Origin of the sequence: Moraxella caprae DSM 19149, from assembly GCF_000426885.1 — a bacterium.
Taxonomy (GTDB): Bacteria; Pseudomonadota; Gammaproteobacteria; order Pseudomonadales; family Moraxellaceae; genus Moraxella; species Moraxella caprae.
On the sequence record NZ_AUGF01000019.1, the window covers coordinates 1 to 16,993 of the forward strand.

The 16,993-nt window shown below is 44.0% G+C and carries 18 protein-coding genes and 1 pseudogene; 2 read left to right on the top strand and 17 right to left on the bottom strand.

Annotation, left to right across the window (positions count from 1 at the left end):
- The 3 genes from K941_RS17490 to cmoA form a co-directional block, all read right to left on the bottom strand.
- Window positions 1-218, bottom strand: a 218-nt coding sequence (locus K941_RS17490) for an IS1/IS1595 family N-terminal zinc-binding domain-containing protein (protein WP_029103026.1), incomplete at its 3' end; no start/stop codon positions are given.
- Between the two features lie 431 nt (window positions 219-649).
- Window positions 650-1,654 carry a tRNA 5-methoxyuridine(34)/uridine 5-oxyacetic acid(34) synthase CmoB gene (cmoB, locus tag K941_RS0106815; RefSeq protein WP_029103027.1) on the bottom strand — a complete coding sequence of 335 codons (1,005 nt, stop codon included), beginning with the start codon at window positions 1,652-1,654 and terminating at the stop codon, window positions 650-652.
- 119 nt (window positions 1,655-1,773) lie between these two features.
- Window positions 1,774-2,574: a carboxy-S-adenosyl-L-methionine synthase CmoA gene (gene cmoA / locus K941_RS0106820; RefSeq protein ID WP_051225934.1), complete on the bottom strand. Its 801-nt coding sequence runs from the start codon at window positions 2,572-2,574 to the stop codon at window positions 1,774-1,776.
- Window positions 2,575-2,650: 76 nt separating this feature from the next.
- On the opposite strand from cmoA, the gene msrA reads away from it, so the two are divergent.
- Entirely contained in the window at window positions 2,651-3,169 is a 519-nt protein-coding gene (msrA, locus tag K941_RS0106825; RefSeq protein ID WP_029103029.1) for a peptide-methionine (S)-S-oxide reductase MsrA, read from the top strand.
- A gap of 235 nt (window positions 3,170-3,404) precedes the next feature.
- On the opposite strand, the pseudogene K941_RS18080 reads toward msrA, so the two are convergent.
- Window positions 3,405-4,423, bottom strand: a pseudogene (locus K941_RS18080) (PhoX family protein).
- On the opposite strand from K941_RS18080, the gene K941_RS18085 reads away from it, so the two are divergent.
- Window positions 4,352-4,573, top strand: coding sequence for a hypothetical protein (locus K941_RS18085; protein ID WP_029103032.1), 222 nt, complete (start codon window positions 4,352-4,354; stop codon window positions 4,571-4,573). The pseudogene K941_RS18080 and the gene K941_RS18085 overlap by 72 nt on opposite strands.
- Window positions 4,574-4,579: 6 nt before the next feature.
- Here the strand turns inward: K941_RS18085 and K941_RS18090 are convergent, their stop codons facing one another.
- From K941_RS18090 to K941_RS0106905, 13 genes are all read right to left on the bottom strand, one after another.
- Window positions 4,580-5,077 (bottom strand): alkaline phosphatase PhoX, encoded by a 498-nt coding sequence (locus K941_RS18090; protein ID WP_228130380.1) that lies wholly within the window; start codon window positions 5,075-5,077, stop codon window positions 4,580-4,582.
- On the bottom strand, window positions 5,011-5,220 hold the full coding sequence (locus tag K941_RS17730) for a DUF839 domain-containing protein (protein ID WP_029103034.1): 210 nt from the start codon (window positions 5,218-5,220) through the stop codon (window positions 5,011-5,013). Before K941_RS17730 ends, K941_RS18090 begins: the two co-directional genes overlap by 67 nt.
- Window positions 5,217-5,498: a hypothetical protein gene (locus K941_RS17735; RefSeq protein WP_029103035.1), complete on the bottom strand. Its 282-nt coding sequence runs from the start codon at window positions 5,496-5,498 to the stop codon at window positions 5,217-5,219. Before K941_RS17735 ends, K941_RS17730 begins: the two co-directional genes overlap by 4 nt.
- Window positions 5,499-5,683: 185 nt before the next feature.
- The gene (gshB, locus tag K941_RS0106860; protein WP_029103036.1) at window positions 5,684-6,634 is read right to left on the bottom strand and encodes a glutathione synthase; all 951 of its coding nucleotides are present in this window, start codon (window positions 6,632-6,634) and stop codon (window positions 5,684-5,686) included.
- A gap of 22 nt (window positions 6,635-6,656) precedes the next feature.
- Entirely contained in the window at window positions 6,657-7,118 is a 462-nt protein-coding gene (locus tag K941_RS0106865) for a type II toxin-antitoxin system VapC family toxin (RefSeq protein WP_029103037.1), read from the bottom strand.
- A complete protein-coding gene (locus tag K941_RS0106870; protein WP_029103038.1) occupies window positions 7,111-7,353 on the bottom strand; it encodes a hypothetical protein in 243 nt (80 codons plus the stop codon). The genes K941_RS0106865 and K941_RS0106870 overlap by 8 nt, the downstream gene beginning before the upstream one ends.
- 8 nt (window positions 7,354-7,361) lie before the next feature.
- Window positions 7,362-8,000, bottom strand: a complete 639-nt coding sequence (gene pyrE / locus K941_RS0106875; protein ID WP_036387776.1) for an orotate phosphoribosyltransferase — start codon at window positions 7,998-8,000, stop codon at window positions 7,362-7,364.
- Between the two features lie 122 nt (window positions 8,001-8,122).
- Entirely contained in the window at window positions 8,123-10,471 is a 2,349-nt protein-coding gene (locus K941_RS0106880) for a TonB-dependent receptor domain-containing protein (RefSeq protein ID WP_029103040.1), read from the bottom strand.
- 425 nt (window positions 10,472-10,896) lie between these two features.
- Window positions 10,897-11,775: a translation elongation factor Ts gene (tsf, locus tag K941_RS0106885; protein ID WP_029103041.1), complete on the bottom strand. Its 879-nt coding sequence runs from the start codon at window positions 11,773-11,775 to the stop codon at window positions 10,897-10,899.
- A 158-nt stretch (window positions 11,776-11,933) separates the two neighbouring features.
- Entirely contained in the window at window positions 11,934-12,743 is an 810-nt protein-coding gene (gene rpsB / locus K941_RS0106890; protein WP_029103042.1) for a 30S ribosomal protein S2, read from the bottom strand.
- 300 nt (window positions 12,744-13,043) lie between these two features.
- A complete protein-coding gene (locus tag K941_RS0106895; RefSeq protein ID WP_029103043.1) occupies window positions 13,044-13,499 on the bottom strand; it encodes a chemotaxis protein CheX in 456 nt (151 codons plus the stop codon).
- A gap of 135 nt (window positions 13,500-13,634) precedes the next feature.
- Entirely contained in the window at window positions 13,635-13,997 is a 363-nt protein-coding gene (locus K941_RS0106900; protein WP_029103044.1) for a response regulator, read from the bottom strand.
- Window positions 13,998-14,228: 231 nt separating this feature from the next.
- A complete protein-coding gene (locus K941_RS0106905; RefSeq protein ID WP_029103045.1) occupies window positions 14,229-16,403 on the bottom strand; it encodes an ATP-binding protein in 2,175 nt (724 codons plus the stop codon).
- Between the last annotated feature and the right edge of the window lie 590 nt (window positions 16,404-16,993).

The window sequence follows — 16,993 nt, forward strand, 5'->3', positions numbered from 1 at the left end:
ATACCTAATATGCGACCAATTGAACGAAAGCCCAAACCTTCTAGATACATATTGATTGCCATTTGCTTGGTTTCTTCGCTTTTATGATGCGTTGGTTTATGTACTGAAAAGTAATGATTGCAACCTTTGCACTTATAGCGTTGTCTGCCATTGTTAAAACCTGCTTTGACAAAGTGTTTGTGCTTACATTTAGGACAACTATCAAATGTTTCGTTCATTGGTTTTTACTCTATGGTAAAGTATTGAGCTATTTTAACTTATGTATTTGTTTTTAACAATACCTAAATTTCTACTGTTTGTAGATCCCAATAATGGGCGGTGTGGTCTCACTCGTCTAACGACCTTTTAAATTTCTACTGTTTGTAGATATAGGAGGTAAAGGCTTTGCAACCGTTGGTCTAACGACCTTTTAAATTTCTACTGTTTGTAGATATCACAAATTTTCTCGTATTGGTTGGAAATCTAACGATTTTTTTAAACTTCTAGGTGCAATACTTGTAATCCATTTCAAAATTAAGGGTATCTTTATGAAAACATCAAACCTCTTTCCAAACTAAAAACAAACCCTTATAAACACTGGGGTTGAAGTTTTTAAAAATCTATAAAAATCGGGGGTTGGAAAGAAGTCTATTAAATTTTTAGAATTGCATTAGGGCTTTTTGGCAATCATCACCGCCCGTTTGGGGGCAGGATAACCTTCGGCAGTCTTGGTCTTATCATCTTTATCCAAAAAGTCCACCAATGACTGATAATTCATCCACTCGGTCGCACGCTGTTCATCAGTGCTGGTTACATCAATATCCACACAACGCACATCAACAAAACCCACCTTGCCAAGCCATTTTGTCAACGCAGGCACGCTCGGCAAAAAATACACGTTATTCATCATCGCATAACGCTCAAACGGCACCAACACGGTATGTTCATCGCCATCAACAATGAGTGTTTCTAGGACGAGCGTGCCACCGTGACGTAGCTGAGCCTTTAACTGCTCCAAATGCTCAAAGGGCGATGAGCGATGATACAGCACCCCCATGCTAAACACAACATCAAACCACCCCCCAGATGGCAACACTTCTAGTCCCACAGGCACATAATGCACGTCGCACGCCCCCACAAAGTGCTTGATTGCCATGAACTGATGATAAAACAAGCACGACGGGTCAATGACCACCACCGACGTCGCCCCCGCCCCGAGCATGCGAAAGCCATGATAGCCCGAACCACCACCGACATCTAACACTCGCTTACCTACCAAATCCAAATGCGGAGCAACTCTCTGCCACTTCCAATCCGACCGCCATTCGGTGTCTATATGGATGAGTTTGTCATCCGAACCGATAAAAAAAGGGCCTTTTCGCCACGGCATGAGTGTTTTTAGCAGTGCCGTAGTTTTTTTATACTCGCCCATTTGCCAATCACCGCCCAGCGTAATGGCGACTTTATCGGTCAAATCTGTCGCCACAGGATGAACATTCGGCAGTTTATTGATGGCGGAGGTATAATAAGGAGCGTGGGCGTAACGGGATTTGTCCTTGACATCACCAAGCCATGTCGGCAGATGAGCAAGCCACTCATGAGCGACTGGATTGTTTTTGGCAATGTTTAATAAAAACAGATACAAATCTTTTTCAAAATCGGCAATGGTAGTCATCAGTGATTCATGTAAAAGTTAAAATTTGGTGTATTTTTAGCAATAAGGGCGATTACAATTTATCTTGTAAATGGGTTTTAAAACCATCAATGATTTGTAAGATAAAATAAATACAGACTTTATTTAAAAGCAATGATAGAGATAAAATTTAAAAAGCGAAACCACGTCATCTGTCTGGCAAAACCCACCGCCGTCAGTCGCTCGCTGTGCTGATATTCGCTGTCCGTGATAAGTACATTTTCTAGGGCATTTCGCTTACCGCTGATTTCAAGCTCACTGTACCCATTGGCACGCTTAAAGTCATAGTACCGCTCAACTTGCCATGCGTCATTTTGCTCATCAAGCAAATGCACTTTTTCGGTCAATATCAAAATCCCCCCATCCGCCAATGCGTCATGGCATTTTTGCAAAAGTTCCGCCCGTTTGGCAGGCGGTAAAAATTGCAAAGTCAAATTCAGCACAATCATGTCGCACTCTAAAAGTGCCATCTCATTGATGTCATCGCAGATGATACTGATGTCATGATTGGGATAATGCTCACCCAACAAGGCAGTGGCACGCTCGGTCATGGGGTGCGAGTTGTCAATGCCGATAAGCTCCACTTCATCCGCCCCAAACTCGCCTGCCAATGCAAACAGCACCGCCCCAAGCGATGTGCCTAAGTCATAAACACGGCTGATTTTTTTGCCCTTTTTGTGTTGGCGATGTCTCAGATGACGACGGGCAAAAATCGGCAACATGGCAAGCACCTGCCCATAACCAGGGACGCTTCGGCGTATCATGTCAGGAAAGCACGCCACCACCTGCTCATCAAAGCTAAAACGGGCGTGTTTGTCAAGAGGCGTGGTAAACAGTGTGTCCGCACCAGTATTAATGACTGAGTTAATGGTCGGACTGGGGGTATGGTCGCTGTGTGGCATGGGTCGTTGGATTTTTATAAAATATGTGCTATTCTACCACTATTAATCTATTTTTTCATAAATTAAAGGTGTGATTATGCAAGAGATTATCCTAGGGGGCGGTTGTTTTTGGTGTACCGAGTCAGTATTTTTGGCGGTCAAAGGCGTTATTTCTGTAACTAGTGGTTATGCAGGCGGACAAGCAGAGACGGCAGATTATGAATCAGTGTGCAGTGGACAGACAGGGCATGTGGAAGTCATTAAAGTTGTTTATGATGAGCAGGTCATTGATTTATCAAACATTTTGGATATTTTCTTTGCCACGCACGACCCCACCACCCTAAACCGTCAGGGCAATGACATTGGCACGCAGTATGCGTCTGTGATTTTTTATACCGATGAAGCGGATTTACCCATCATCAACGACAAAATCGCCATGCTAAAAGCAGACGGCATTAACGTGGTCACACGCGTGGAAAAAGCTCCAGCCTTTTATCAAGCAGAAGATTATCATCAAAACTTTTTTGCCAAAAACCCCACCCAAGGTTATTGCAACTTTGCCATCCCACCAAAGTTACAAAAATTAAGGGCAGGATTTAGCACTCTTCTTAAATAATGATTCTCTCTGGTTCAATTGTAAGAGATAATTCCATTATAGAAATATTTTAGAAACAAAGCGATGTTTCTGCATGAAAAACTGTCATTCAACCACTTAATTTAAAAACTTATACAATTCAGTGGTCGGATTATTTTTCATTGCAAATGCAAAAGTTGAGACTGAAGTAGCGTGTACAATGAAAATATCCGTTTAAAAGGCAGGAACCCCTACCCCTCCAGCGACTCCGCCAAAATCACGCCACCGTCTTTTTGGTAATCACCACCGTGCCAGAGCGTGGGGTTTTGCCCCCTGCCACCGCCCCAAATGTACCCTCAGGGTGCTGAATATTGATAAACAACGCCTTACAATCAGGGGTCATGGTAATGCCTGTTACTTCACACCCTTTTGTTCCAACAAAAAAGTGTTTTAGCGTGTCGGGCGTGGCTTTTGCCCCCATGTGGGTGGTTTTGCCTGTGCTTGTGGTCAGGCTCGCCCCGTCTCCGATGTGGTTTGGCAGACTTGCCAGTAGCATACAGTTGGTCGTTTTGGTGTACGCCCCGTCATCGGTCTGAATCCACAGCACGCCACAGGGGTCAAAAACAGCCCGTCAGGGGACGATAAGTTATTCTCGGCGGTCAAGCCCGACAGTTTTTGCTTGTGCTTGTCATGGGGAGATGCAAACAAATAAATATCCCAAACAAACGTACCACCCGCGCCCCCTGCTGTCTCAGCAAAGCGAATGATATGCCCGTGCTGATTACCCTTGCCGTCATAACTTCTGGGGTTGGCTTCGTTCACGCCTACTTCTTTACGCTTAGAATTGTTGGTCAAAGTTACATAAATCTCACGAGTCAAACGGCTTACCGACACCCATTTAGGTCTGTCCATTTTGGTCGCTCCCACCTTGTCGCCTGCCATACGGGCAAACACGGCAATCTCGGCATCGCTCTCAAAGTCGGCAAGCATGGGATTTTTCTTAGAAAGCTCACGCCACTGCCCCATGCCGTCATCGTGAAACACCGCCACAAACAGCGTGCCTTTATCCAGATGTTTATCGCCCACCGCAAGCCCACCGCCCACATCGGCATTTGTCCATTTGGCATCGGAGACAAATTTATAAATGTACTCGCCCCGAGCATCATCGCCCATATAAAACACAAGCGACTCGCCTTCGTTTGGCGGAGCAAAGGCACGGTTTTCATGAGCAAATCGCCCAAGGCTTGTGCGTTTGACCGCCCTTTCTTTTGGATTAAAAGGGTCAATCTCGGTAATGTAGCCAAAGGTGTTAAAGGTATGGCGATAATCGTCCGTGGCGGTTTTGCCTGCCTTGGCAGTGATGTCCCAATGGTCAAACTCGCCTGCCTGTCCGTCTTTTGGCGTGTGCCAACTGTACGCAGGGTCGTCTATCGTGTCTTCTTTTAAGCCATATCAGGCAAGGCGTTTGTCGTTTTTGTCGCCGATGATGTCCTTATCCGCCCCACGAGCGAACACATTCAAAAAATTCTCTTCGGTCGTCAAATACGTCCCCCAAGGCGACAGCCCTGCCCCACATTGGTTGTTAATACCCACGCTCAATAAGCCTTTTGGGTCAAGGCGTGTTTTGACAAATTCACTGCCCTTTGCCACGCCTGACAATCGGGCTGGCGTACCGCTCGTATAGCGTTTGTTAAAGGGCGAATCCTTGATGAGCTCATAACCTGTGGGCGTGCGTTTGACTTCCGCCACCGACACGCCATGAACGTGGATTTCACGGCGAACGTCATTGGCAAGTCGTCTTTTTTGAAAAATCTTGGGAGCAGTGTCGTCTTGGTCGGAGTAGTTTTCAATGGGATTTAGGTTTGAGTTGGTGTATGCGTGGTTCATGGCAAGCAGTCCCCGTTCGGACACATCGGGGCGTAACTGCCGTTTTTTAAGCCAAAAAACCACATTCCGTCATGGTTGTCGCCCATGCGGTATTTAAAAGATTCGCCCACCACCATACGGTCGTCCGTCCACTCGCCAAGTCCGCTGACAATGGGCGTTCCCATGGGCAAAATCAGCTCGGCACGGTAGCCGTCCGCCACAATCATGTCGCCCCCGTGTGATGGGGAACGGCGGTAAATTTTAGGGCGGTTGGGCGTTTTGGGCGTTTGCCTGCCCCATTGGTTGCCATTTTTGCCACTGCCCCTGTTACACAGCCCATAAAAGGCAATGAGCCAAGGAAACTTGCGGTCATAAGCCCTGCCCCACCCTTTAAAATGGAGCGTCTTTTGATGAGCATATTGGCAAATTCAGGGTTGTCGGTCGGGTTTGAGTCTTCGATGATTTCGTCATCGTGGTCTAGGTCGGTGTTGCTGTGCAATGGCATGGCGTACTCCAAAAGTTATCAAAGTACGCATAGGATACGAGCTTTTTATGACGGTTTTGTGAATGGTTTATGATGATTTGATGAAAATTACCGCAGTTGGTAAGGGCGTGATGAACATGCCCCACGTGGCATTTCCTTAGAGTAAATTGCAATTTACCCCACAATCATAATAAATCAACCATAACTTATTTTACCAAATTCTCAATAAATTCAATAAAATCCACCGCAATGGTTGTGCCACATTGCTCGTCAATCTCACGCACGCACGTTGGCGAAGTTACGTTAATCTCGGTAATTTTTGCCCCGATGAGGTCAAGCCCCACAAAATACAAGCCTTTTTCCACCAAAGTAGGGGCGACTTTTTCGGCAACGGCTCGCTCAGCGTCCGTGAGTGGCATGGCAACGCCACGCCCGCCCGCCGCCAGATTGCCCCGAGTCTCGCCCCCTTGCGGGATACGAGCCAAACAAAACGGCACAACCTTACCACCAACAATCAACACTCGCTTATCACCGTCTTTAATCTCGGGCAGGTATTTTTGAGCCATGATAGGCAGAGTTTCTAATTGGGTCAGCATCTCCAAAGTTGAGCCGATATTTGGGCTGTCCGCCATCAAACGAAAAATTCCCATACCGCCCATGCCGTCAAGCGGTTTGACAATCACGTCTTGATGTTCGTCAATAAACGAGCGAATGTGCGACTCTTTGGCGGTAACAATGGTCGGACTCATCAGCTCGCTAAACTGCGTGGCAAAGAGCTTTTCGTTGCACGCACGCACCGAACTTGGGTCGTTTGCCACCAGCACGCCTGCCCGCTTGGCGTATTCTAATAGGTGCAAGGCGTACAAAAAATTCATGTCAAAAGGCGGGTCTTTACGCATCAAAATCACGTCAAATTCAGTGGCTTTGACGGTTGATTTTTCGCTAAGCCTATAAAAATTATCAGGATTTTTAAAGACTTCCACGTCCTGTTTATCCACACACAGCTCGCCCTTATCAAGCCACAAATCATGAATGCCACAATACGCCAAGCCATGCCCACGCTCGGCTATCGCCCACATCATCGCAAGGGACGTGTCTTTTTTGTAGTTAATGGTGGCAATATCGTCCATGACGATAAGAAAGTTAAGTTTTTTCATCAGATTTTCCAGTTAAAAATGGTTAGAAATGTTTAAAAATACCACGCCAATCCGCCAACGCACAGACATTGCCATGCTTTTTGGCTTTGGCGATATGGCGAGTGTCGGCACTGACAAACGTGATGTTGCGATTGATTGCCATTGCTTGATAAATGCTGTCATACATGGACGGATAGCCACTTTTGGCATTGCCGTCTTGGCAGATTTTGGTCGCCAGTTGCCAGTCGTCAAGCGTTGGTTCATACAGACTAAGACTGGCTTTATAATAGACATTTAGGCTAGACAACAACTTATCCAAATCCACGCCTTTTTGCACGCACACGCCAATCACTTCGTATTCAAAAAGCGTGGGGGCGATAAATACTATGTCATTTTGATTGCAAAATGACAAAAATTCACGGGCGGTTTGACTGTCTGGCTCGGGTGCAAAAATTTTGATAAAAATATTGGCATCCACAACCACTTTTGGCAATACGTCATACATGATAATGTGTGTCTCGCAGTTGTCTTAAAAGCTCCGTACCTGTTTTTTCGCCTTGTTTGGGCGTGCTGTCATCAAAATGCCAAATGATATTTTCAATGGCTTCACGGTTTTTTTGCTCAATCAATGACGCAAACAGCCGATTGACATACTCCGACTGCTTGTCAAGCCCATATATCTTATCCAACGCCACGGCAAGCTCTTCATCAATCACAAAAGTTCTTTCAACCACCGCCATAACGCCCCCTATACGCCATATTGCTCACGGTAGGCTTGCATTTTTGCCAAATGCTCAGTCTCGCCTTTGTCTTGCAAAAAGGCAATAATATCATCAATATCCACCAAGGCAAACACAGGCACGCCAAAATCATCTTTGATTTGCTCTACTGCCGAACGCTCGTCCTGTCCACGCTCTTTGCGGTCAAGGGCGATGACAATCCCAGCTAGGCTTGCCCCTGCATTCCTTAAAACCTCCACCACTTCACGCACAGCCGTCCCTGCGGTCATGACATCGTCAATCACCCACACCGATTTGCCTGACAAATCCGCTCCAACAAGGTTACCCCCTTCGCCATGCGTTTTGGCTTCTTTGCGGTTATAGCCCCAAGCGGTGTCAATGCCATGCGAACGCCATAGAGTCTGAGCGGTGGTCGCCACAAACGGAATGCCCTTGTACGCCGCCCCAAAAATCGTGGGATTATCGCCCAACTGTCCTGCCAAAATAGCGGCATAACCATTTGAGAGCATATCCAACGCCTTACCGCTAGACAGTAGCCCTGCATTAAAAAAATAGGGACTCACCCGCCCTGATTTTAGGGTAAATTCACCAAATTTTAAAACGCCATAGTCAAGCAGCAGCCCAATAAATTCGTTTTTGTTAAACATAAAAATCTCCGATAAAATAACGATTAAAATAAATGATAAAATAATCTCTATTGTACTCTGTTTTGACAAATTTCCCAAATTTTTTACAATAAAAAACGCACTGAGATAGTGCGTTTTTGTCATTAAAATCGTGCTGTGACACCAACGGTAAAAGCTCTGGCAGGTAGCGGGGCGATATAACGCAAGGGTGAGTTATGCGGGCGAGCATCCTCATTAAGCAAATTTGTACCACCAAAACGCAACGTCATCGGACTGCCCAACCAATACACGTCTTTTTTCACATCTGCACTGATAAGTGTGTAGGCAGGTAGTGCTGTCTCGCTCTTGGCGTTTTGATAACGCGGCTCATCATAATACACACCATCAATACCCACTTGCCAATCCTGATACTGCCACTTCACCCCAAGTCCGTAGCGATTGGTTGGCATATTTGGCATATAGATACCGTCGTTATGTAAAGCCACTTCACTAGCATTTAGATGTTTGTTTTTAACCAAATCAGCAAATGACGATATCGTCATACTGCCATAACGCCCCAAATCAAAATCCCGACTCACATCTACCTCAAAACCCGTTACCTGAACGTCATTTTGTTGCCAGTATTTTAATGGCATCCTCGCTCCACCTGTAATCGCCCCACTTGACGCCATATGAATGTAGTCGGTGAACTTATTTGCATACACTGATGCATTTACATCAAAATCCGAACCATCAAATGATACAGACAATTCTTTGCTTTTTACCCGCTCTGGTTTTAGGTTTTGATTGCCTTCTTCGTGTGCCATGATGCTATAATGTAAATTGGATGCATAAAGCTCATTAATGTCGGGTGCTCTTTGGCTATCGGCATAGCGAGCCTTAATGCCCACTCGGTCAAACGGACGAAAAGATGCTTGGATATCATAGCTATCTAGCCCATATTTTCTGCCTTCTAGCTTTGTATTCTTGGCGTTACGATGTGTGGCAAAGTCACCCACAATATCGTGTTCAACACGTTCATGGCGGTAACCCAATGTCAAATCCACAGGCTTAAATGATAGCGTTTCTTGTAAAAACACCCCATAAGTTGTTGTATTCACATTAGGCAGATACACCGATTCGCCCGCTCCTTGAACCTGTCTTTTAGAGCCGTTTACCCCTACCACACCCGACATAAATGATTGGGGCTGATGATAAGCCGATGTGGCAAATTGACTGGTGCGAAAACGGTAGTCATTAGCCAACTGCTCCCCCACATTCTCTTTACTCTGCTCATCAACCCAACCAGCACGAACGGTCATGCGATTTAGCCAAGGCGAAGCATGATGTGTCTGTGCTTCGACGGCCAGTTTATTTTGCGTGCCATCAATACGCACGGGCTGACCGCTTTTATAATCAAGCCCTGCTCCTAGATTTGACATGGAAAAACCCGGCAGTCCATAGCGACTGTGCTTTGTATCAGCAGATAAAGCGATGTAATTGCTTTTGCCATGTCCTTGCCAGAAATAACTACCTGCCACGCCCAAGCGATGATTTTCAAGATCGCTGTTGCCTAGCTTCTTATGATAATTTTCGGTAATGTCCAAAATTTTATCCACTTTCTCTATCTTGTCGGGGGTACCTGCGACATAATAGGGATTGTCTTTATACCTAGGATTTGGCGTATTGGTGAACACATCTGTCAATTCAAGTCCCCAATCGCTGTATTTATCATGAATCTTGCCCGTTGTCATGTCATAATAATCGGGCATATAGTATTTTTTGGAAGCGATGTTAAATTCGCTTTTGATGATAGGCTGGCGTTGACATGAATTCACCAAATTCATATCATAGCCAAGCCCGTATTGGTTACGTGAAATTAATTGACTATCACACACACCCGCCTTACTTGCCCCCACAATGTCGTAGCCATCTAACTGCTGAGTAGAATACAAGACATTGACACTGATGTTTTTTTGGTTGTTAAAATTCGCCTTGACGCCATGCGAGTCAATGTCATTAAAACCTTTTTGCAAATGCACTTCAAGCCCCACAGGCTCATTATTAAGATACTTTGGCACAAGACCGCCATCAATCTCTACGCTACCACCAATGGCATGACCACCTTCTTTTACGACATTATTAAACTTTTGCACACCGACCAAACGATGAAATACTGGGTCAAAAGCGATATTTGTCCCTGCACTCATGGCATTTAGTCCATTGGCCGCCATGCCATTTTCTGTGATATTAACTCGATTGCCAGATAAGCTACGCACCACGGGCGAGCCTGCATGCGGACCAAAACTACTACTCTGCACGCCTGAGATGCCTTTAACTGCATCGCCAAGTGTTTTATTATCTGATAATTTATTATAAATATAGGTGGCGTTTGGTGCTTTTTCATCAAGATAGATGGTCATTGCCGGCAATTGAACGTTGGGCAACTCTTCTGCCATTGCCACCTGAGCCAATATCGCCAACATCGTCAAATTTAATGTACGTAAATGCATAATTACCTCAAAAAATATATATTATTACATAACTATTACATAAAAACAACAAATATCTTTACACAAATTTCAAGCTTACATACCAACGGAACCTAAAAATTAACACAAATTATAATGCGGGCAATGCACCATTTTGGACTTAGGCTTTTAATAGCACGTATTGTACACCTTAGCCCAAAAACAAGCTTGTAGCACTTTTGGAGTTGTTTGGGTATATCATGACATATAATTAATTAAGCTCAAAATACACCACATTAGGTTTTCCGTTCGTGGTGAGCTAAGTCGAACCATGACGGAAACCGACCCTTCGACAAGCTCAGGGTGAACGGTTTTGGTGTTTTTTGAAGTTAAATTGCTATACAAACCGTTAGTGCAGACAATAAAAAAACCCAATCACAAGATTGGGTTTTTTAGGTAGTGGCATATTAACCTTGGGCGGCGGCTTGGGCGGCAGCAACTTCAGCAGCGAAGTCTTCTTGCTTTTTCTCAATACCTTCGCCAACTTCTAAGCGTTTGAAGCTGATGACAGTGGCGTTTTCAGCTTTTAGGACATCGCCAACTTTTTTGTCATTGTCGATGACATAAGGCTGATTTACCAAAGTCACTTCGTTTAGGTACTTTTGAACACCACCAGTAATCATCTTCTCGACAACCGCTTCTGGCTTGCCTGACTCTTTGGCTTTGGCTTCGATGATGTCTTTCTCACGAGCTAGGATGTCAGCAGGCACGCTCTCTTCGTTTACCGCCAATGGGTTAAAGGCAGCAACTTGCATGGCAACGGCTTTACCAAGCTCTTCTGAACCACCTTCATAAGACACCACAACACCGATACGCAGACCGTGACGGTAAGCGGCTAGGTTAGCACCTTCGATGACTTCGGCACGGCGAACTTGTACGTTCTCACCGATTTTTTGTACTAGGGCAACACGAGCTTCTTCTACACTCACGCCATCTTCATAAGACAATGCAGAGATAGCAGCCACGTCAGTGGTGTTATTTGCTAGGGCAAGTTCAGCCACTTTGTTGGCAAATGCGGTGAAGTTTTCGTCTTTGGCAACGAAGTCAGTTTGGCAGTTTACTTCTAGTAGTAGTGCCTTGCCAGCCGTTTGGGCGATGATAATAGCACCGTCAGCGGCGATGTTACCTGCTTTTTTGGCAGCTTTGGCTTGACCTGATTTACGCAAGTTGTCAATGGCAAGCTCGATGTCGCCATTTGCTTCTTCTAGGGCTTTTTTACATTCCATCATACCAAGACCAGTGCGGTCACGGAGTTCTTTTACGGTTTTTGCAGATACTTGAGACATGGATTTTACCTTTTATGTGCTAATGATTGAATTTAAAATGCAATGACTTGCACACAGCAAGTCATTGATGGAGCGTATCGAGCATTTGTCATAACGAGCGTATCACCTTAGATTGACATGCTTGATAAATAACATAACACAACACGCCCAGTGCCAAATCAATAGTTATTTACCACTTGACCCGCTTGATCGATTTTATCTTCAACATCGGCAGTAGCATTATTGCGGCTGGCTTGTTTTTCAGGGTCTAACTCATCGCCTTTACCTTGAGTTTTGGCATACTCTTTACCAGCGATGATGGCATCTGCCATGGCAGTAGCGTATAAAGTAACAGCACGAATGGCGTCATCATTGGCGGCGATAACATAATCTACATTATCAGGATTTGAGTTGGTATCAACCACACCAATCACAGGAATGCCTAGGTTTTTGGCTTCTTTAATGGCAATGGCTTCATGGTCAACGTCAATCACAAAAATCGCATCAGGCAGACCATTCATGTCTTTGATACCACCCAAAGCACGCTCTAGCTTTTCCATGTCACGGGTACGCTCTAAGGCTTCACGCTTGGTTAGCTTGGCAAAGGTGCCGTCTTCAGCTTGCTTTTCTAACTCTTTTAGGCGAGTGATAGACTGGCGGATGGTTTTCCAGTTGGTCAGTGTACCGCCGAGCCAGCGATGGTCGATATACGGCATGCCTGCACGCTGTGCTTGCTCACGGATGGCCTGACCTGCAGCACGCTTGGTGCCGACAAATAGGATTTTGTTACGGTTGGCTGCTTGCCCGTTAGCAAAGGTTAGGGCTTCATTGAACTGCTTAACAGTGTGTTCAAGGTTGATGATATGAATGCCGTTACGTGCGCCAAAGATGTATTGGTTCATCTTTGGATTCCAATAGCGGGTTTGGTGACCGAAGTGAGCACCAGCTTCTAACAAGTCACGCATGGCGATTTGAGTAGGGTTTGACATGATGTGTCCTTAAAGTTTGGGTTATGCCTCCACGAATGAGTCTTACCGAATTCATCTTATTAAAGTCCATCAAGACTCTTAAATAAGACAAACACCCCAATAAGCCAAAAGCAAGTCCTATAAAAATAAAAGCGTACATTTAGGACTTTAATTCGTGTGTGTCATTAAAGTTAAAATTAAATGCTTAAAAAGCCATTTATTATAGCATAGATTGATGTTCTTGACAACAAAACCCGTCCACTCACCAATAAACTTTTAAAGTTATTTGCTTTGTGGAGAGATGTATGACAAAGGTTAGAATTAACTGCTATAGCCCACACAAATGCCAATCACGCCATCATGCTCACGCCAATGAAAAGGAATGACATAGGTACGCTTGTCTTTGGGCAAGAAATTCACACTTGGCGCCCCATCAACAATCTTAGGTGGCGAGATGATAAAATCTGAACCAAACTCTGTGCGTGCGTTACCTGACACTGTATTTGCAACCTCGCCAATAAGGTCTTTTAGTAATGCCAAAGAATTCTCAGGCTCACCTAAAGTGATGAGCAGGTCACGCAGTAATGGGGTCTCTGCACTCACATACACGCAGCCCGTCAAAGGACCTGTAATGGTAATAATACCACTATAATCATAAGCCAATGGCGTGGCATTACTGTTTAGATAAGGGGTGTCCACCTCGGTTAGTTTTTCACCAACTTGGTCAAAAAACGCCATCACTGAGCTGATAAAAACATTTAATTTTTCTGCTTTCATAATACTTCTCTTAATTTCTATGCCATGCCCTATGTCAAAATAATTTTTCAAGTAAAGCAGGCAGGAAGCCACCCAAGGACTTCCATTGGTTACAAATTCTCAACAAGCGTACACTTAACACTCATCAAACAACAATCAGTCATGCATCAACTCATCGAGTGCTGCAATGAGCTCTTCATCAGAAAATGGCTTGCATAGAAAACCGCTAGCACCCAGTGATAATGCTTGAATGCCTGTGGCTTTGTCAGAAAGTGCTGAAACCACCAAAATACGCACCTCTTCATCTAAAGCAACCAGCTTTTCAATGCACTCCAAACCATCCATCTGAGGCATGGTCAAATCCATGGTTACAACATCAGGTTTGTGCAGTTGAAATTTTTCAACTGCGTCCGCCCCATTGGATGCTGTGGCAACCAACATGAATTTTTCGTTATTGTAAGCACGTTGAATGCGATTTCTGATAATGTTTGAATCATCAACAACCATTAATTTATACATATAAACTCCATTATAATACCCGTAAGCCTTCTAAATAATACAGCACTTGCAGGTTTTTGTAGGGTGTGCCTGCCCTTGATGCATTTTTATGAAATATGATTAAAATTCAACACTTTCATCTAAGACGTACCTACCATTGATGGTGTTTTATCAAATTCGGTAGAAACTTAAAGTTTTGATTGATTTTTTTCATTGCAAATATCAAAGATAAGCATACCCTATTAAAATTAATCACATAGGCAGTTTAATTACAAAGCGACAGAATTGACCATCTTCACTTTGAACATTAATTTTACCACCAAATTCCTTCACACGATCTTTGACAATGTCTAGTCCCACGCCACGACCTGCATCTTCATCGGTTTGATCTTTGGTGCTAAATCCTGATGAGAACAAGGTGTTCAATAAGCGACTCTTTTCAAAGGCATACACCTCATCTTCAGTATAAGTGCCTTTGGCAATAATACGCTGACGAATCGCTTCATAGTCAATGCCCCTGCCGTCATCTTCCATACTAAAAATAAAGTCGCTCTTATTATCTCCTGCGTAAGACTGCGCCATTACTTTTACGGTACCCATCTCGTTTTTGCCATTTTGGACACGAGCGGTGGGCGAGCCAATACCATGAACAATGGCATTACGAAGTAGCTGAACACACAGTTCTTTGGTGACGGTTTTTAGGCGTGCAGGAATATGTTGACCCTCCAACCCTTGAGTGTCTAGTTGTACAAGTTTACCTTGACGTTCGGCAATGTCTTGGGCAAACTGCTCTAAATACTCACCCAGCTCTTCTTTGGCATCCACAGCTTCTTCTTTTGCCACCTGAGTCATTTCACTTCTTAGGTAGTCTTCTTGGACTCTGGCACTAACCTCTTGACAACCATGACTCATCAGATTACGTGCTGCTGCATTGATACGTTCGCCCAAACCAGCAATGGTATTAGACAGATTTAACAACTCATCTAGATGCACCGTTAATGGCAAGAAATCATTACCTGAGAGTGTTGCTTGGTTTTGTAATGCATGCAGTTTATTTTCTGCCTCAGAAGCAATCTTGGTAAAACTGTGTAGCTTAAGGGCTGACGCTTCACCTTTTAAACTATGCATCTCACGATATAGTGATTTGGTTTTGTTTTGCAGTTCAAATTGTGAACTGCCTGGATTTTTAAGCGTATTGTTCATCTTCTCAATATGCTTGTGCGTATTGTCAATAAACTCACTAACAACCGTAGGATTTACATTTAAAATGGTGGTCAGCATCTCAACCTGCATGTCGTTTTGGGCACGCTCTTGTTCTAGACGCTGTTCTAGACGTACCGCATCAGAGATGTCATTGACGTTCACCAAAATACGAGCAATGTCTTTGCCTTCATATACCCGAGAGAATTTAAAGTCAAGATAGCGGTTCTCACTGGTACCATCTTCACTCTCACGCTGAATCATTACCTTATTTAAAGGGTTTAAGCTGTCCACCAGTTTTTCTTTAACACGTGGGTTGTATAGCTGGTCGATGAATTTTTGTGTGGTGTCAAGGTCTTTATCTGAGATACGATTACGAAGCACAGTGGTCAAGTTCTCGCCACCTAAGCGGTTAGTGCCAATGATGTCACTTAGGACTTTTGAGTGTTGCTGACCGATATTTAGGTCTCTGTCAAGCAGGAACAAGCCGGTGTTTACCGTCTGCATGATCTCAGCGGTTTCTTGACGTGCCGCTTCGGTCTTAGCATCCGACTCACGCAGACGTCTTAGTACAATGAGAATAAACACAGCAAAATACGCCAAAATCGCACCCACCCCAATGAGCTGAATAATACGAATATTGCGAGCCTGAGTTTCGGCAATGCTCGTTACGTCAGAAGTTAGATTATGCAAAGCGTCATTCATCGCCAAAGATGAAATTTTGGCTTGCTCGCCTGCCAAACGCAGTGGCGTACTAGAATCTGCAGCAATATCGCTCGCCACCGCCAGATACGCATCTACCCTAGGTTTTAGAGCATTCCATTGTTCTCGTGCCACCTTTAACTGGGCGATTGCACTTTCATCTGTCACCTTTGACAGCTGATGAGTATCACCATGCAAGTCATGGTAGATACCAGCATTTTCAATGGCAGTCAAAGTTGTATCAATAGATTTACTGGTAGCATCTAGACGAGTCAATACCGTTTTCATGTGGGGGGATGTGATGTCCTCACCATAGCTTAATTGCATGTCAAAAATGTCTTTAATGAGTGATTGCGTGTCGTTGGCAACCCAGTGTGTGGCGTTCGCCAAGGTAGAGTTGCGTTCTAGCACGTTTGATGCATAAAAGGTAAATACAAGTAAGACAAAAATCAATACCATAAAAAGCGACATCGAGAGAATCAAACCCTGATAACGCCCTGTGGCTGGTGTGGCATTTTGAGACATAAATACTCCTAACGAGAAGTGACTAACAACCTTATTGTGGCGCTATACATTCCTTTAATATTTTTATTACATCATAAAAATACCCAAACCAAGCAACAAGGCATCTTATTAAGGTCCGCCCAGATCATATCATCACACCCAAACCCATCATGAAACGACCTCCATCAGCCATCGCAACAGGTTGTTACAAGTGTTACAGATTTATTTCAAAATTTGGGCATATACCTAACATTATAACACAACCAGCACAATTATCATCAAAAAATTATTAATTTATCAGGGCAATTGCACTTATATTTAATTTTCAGCAAGGCAAATTATCCTCATAAAGAAATCGTCAATTTCCAGACATAAACCATTAGAGTGCGCCTACCATTGATAAGATTTTATTGAAATTTGATTAGAATTTGATGATTTAATCAAATTTTGCACGAAAATGGCTATTCGACCATTCAATCGTGTAAATTTTCAAGATTTTAACTTAATTTCTTTAGATTAAGTGATTGGATTGTTTTTCTGCGTCAAAAACTTGTCTGATAAAAACTCACAGCCTACGATTTTTCCTTGACAAACGTGTGATTTTTCTCATT

Coding starts and splice junctions, on each gene's coding strand:
- K941_RS17730 (WP_029103034.1), bottom strand. CDS start 5,220: ATGATTGTGGCGGACGGCTACCGTGCCGAGCTGATTTTGCCCATGGGA.
- tsf (WP_029103041.1), bottom strand. CDS start 11,775: ATGTCTCAAGTATCTGCAAAAACCGTAAAAGAACTCCGTGACCGCACT.
- K941_RS0106905 (WP_029103045.1), bottom strand. CDS start 16,403: ATGTCTCAAAATGCCACACCAGCCACAGGGCGTTATCAGGGTTTGATT.
- pyrE (WP_036387776.1), bottom strand. CDS start 8,000: ATGTTTAACAAAAACGAATTTATTGGGCTGCTGCTTGACTATGGCGTT.
- K941_RS0106865 (WP_029103037.1), bottom strand. CDS start 7,118: ATGTATGACGTATTGCCAAAAGTGGTTGTGGATGCCAATATTTTTATC.
- K941_RS0106880 (WP_029103040.1), bottom strand. CDS start 10,471: ATGCATTTACGTACATTAAATTTGACGATGTTGGCGATATTGGCTCAG.
- K941_RS0106895 (WP_029103043.1), bottom strand. CDS start 13,499: ATGAAAGCAGAAAAATTAAATGTTTTTATCAGCTCAGTGATGGCGTTT.
- rpsB (WP_029103042.1), bottom strand. CDS start 12,743: ATGTCAAACCCTACTCAAATCGCCATGCGTGACTTGTTAGAAGCTGGT.
- K941_RS17735 (WP_029103035.1), bottom strand. CDS start 5,498: ATGCCATTGCACAGCAACACCGACCTAGACCACGATGACGAAATCATC.
- cmoB (WP_029103027.1), bottom strand. CDS start 1,654: ATGACTACCATTGCCGATTTTGAAAAAGATTTGTATCTGTTTTTATTA.
- K941_RS0106870 (WP_029103038.1), bottom strand. CDS start 7,353: ATGGCGGTGGTTGAAAGAACTTTTGTGATTGATGAAGAGCTTGCCGTG.
- cmoA (WP_051225934.1), bottom strand. CDS start 2,574: ATGCCACACAGCGACCATACCCCCAGTCCGACCATTAACTCAGTCATT.
- K941_RS18085 (WP_029103032.1), top strand. CDS start 4,352: ATGAGCAAATCGCCCAAGGCTTGTGCGTTTGACCGCCCTTTCTTTTGG.
- K941_RS0106900 (WP_029103044.1), bottom strand. CDS start 13,997: ATGTATAAATTAATGGTTGTTGATGATTCAAACATTATCAGAAATCGC.
- msrA (WP_029103029.1), top strand. CDS start 2,651: ATGCAAGAGATTATCCTAGGGGGCGGTTGTTTTTGGTGTACCGAGTCA.
- gshB (WP_029103036.1), bottom strand. CDS start 6,634: ATGAAAAAACTTAACTTTCTTATCGTCATGGACGATATTGCCACCATT.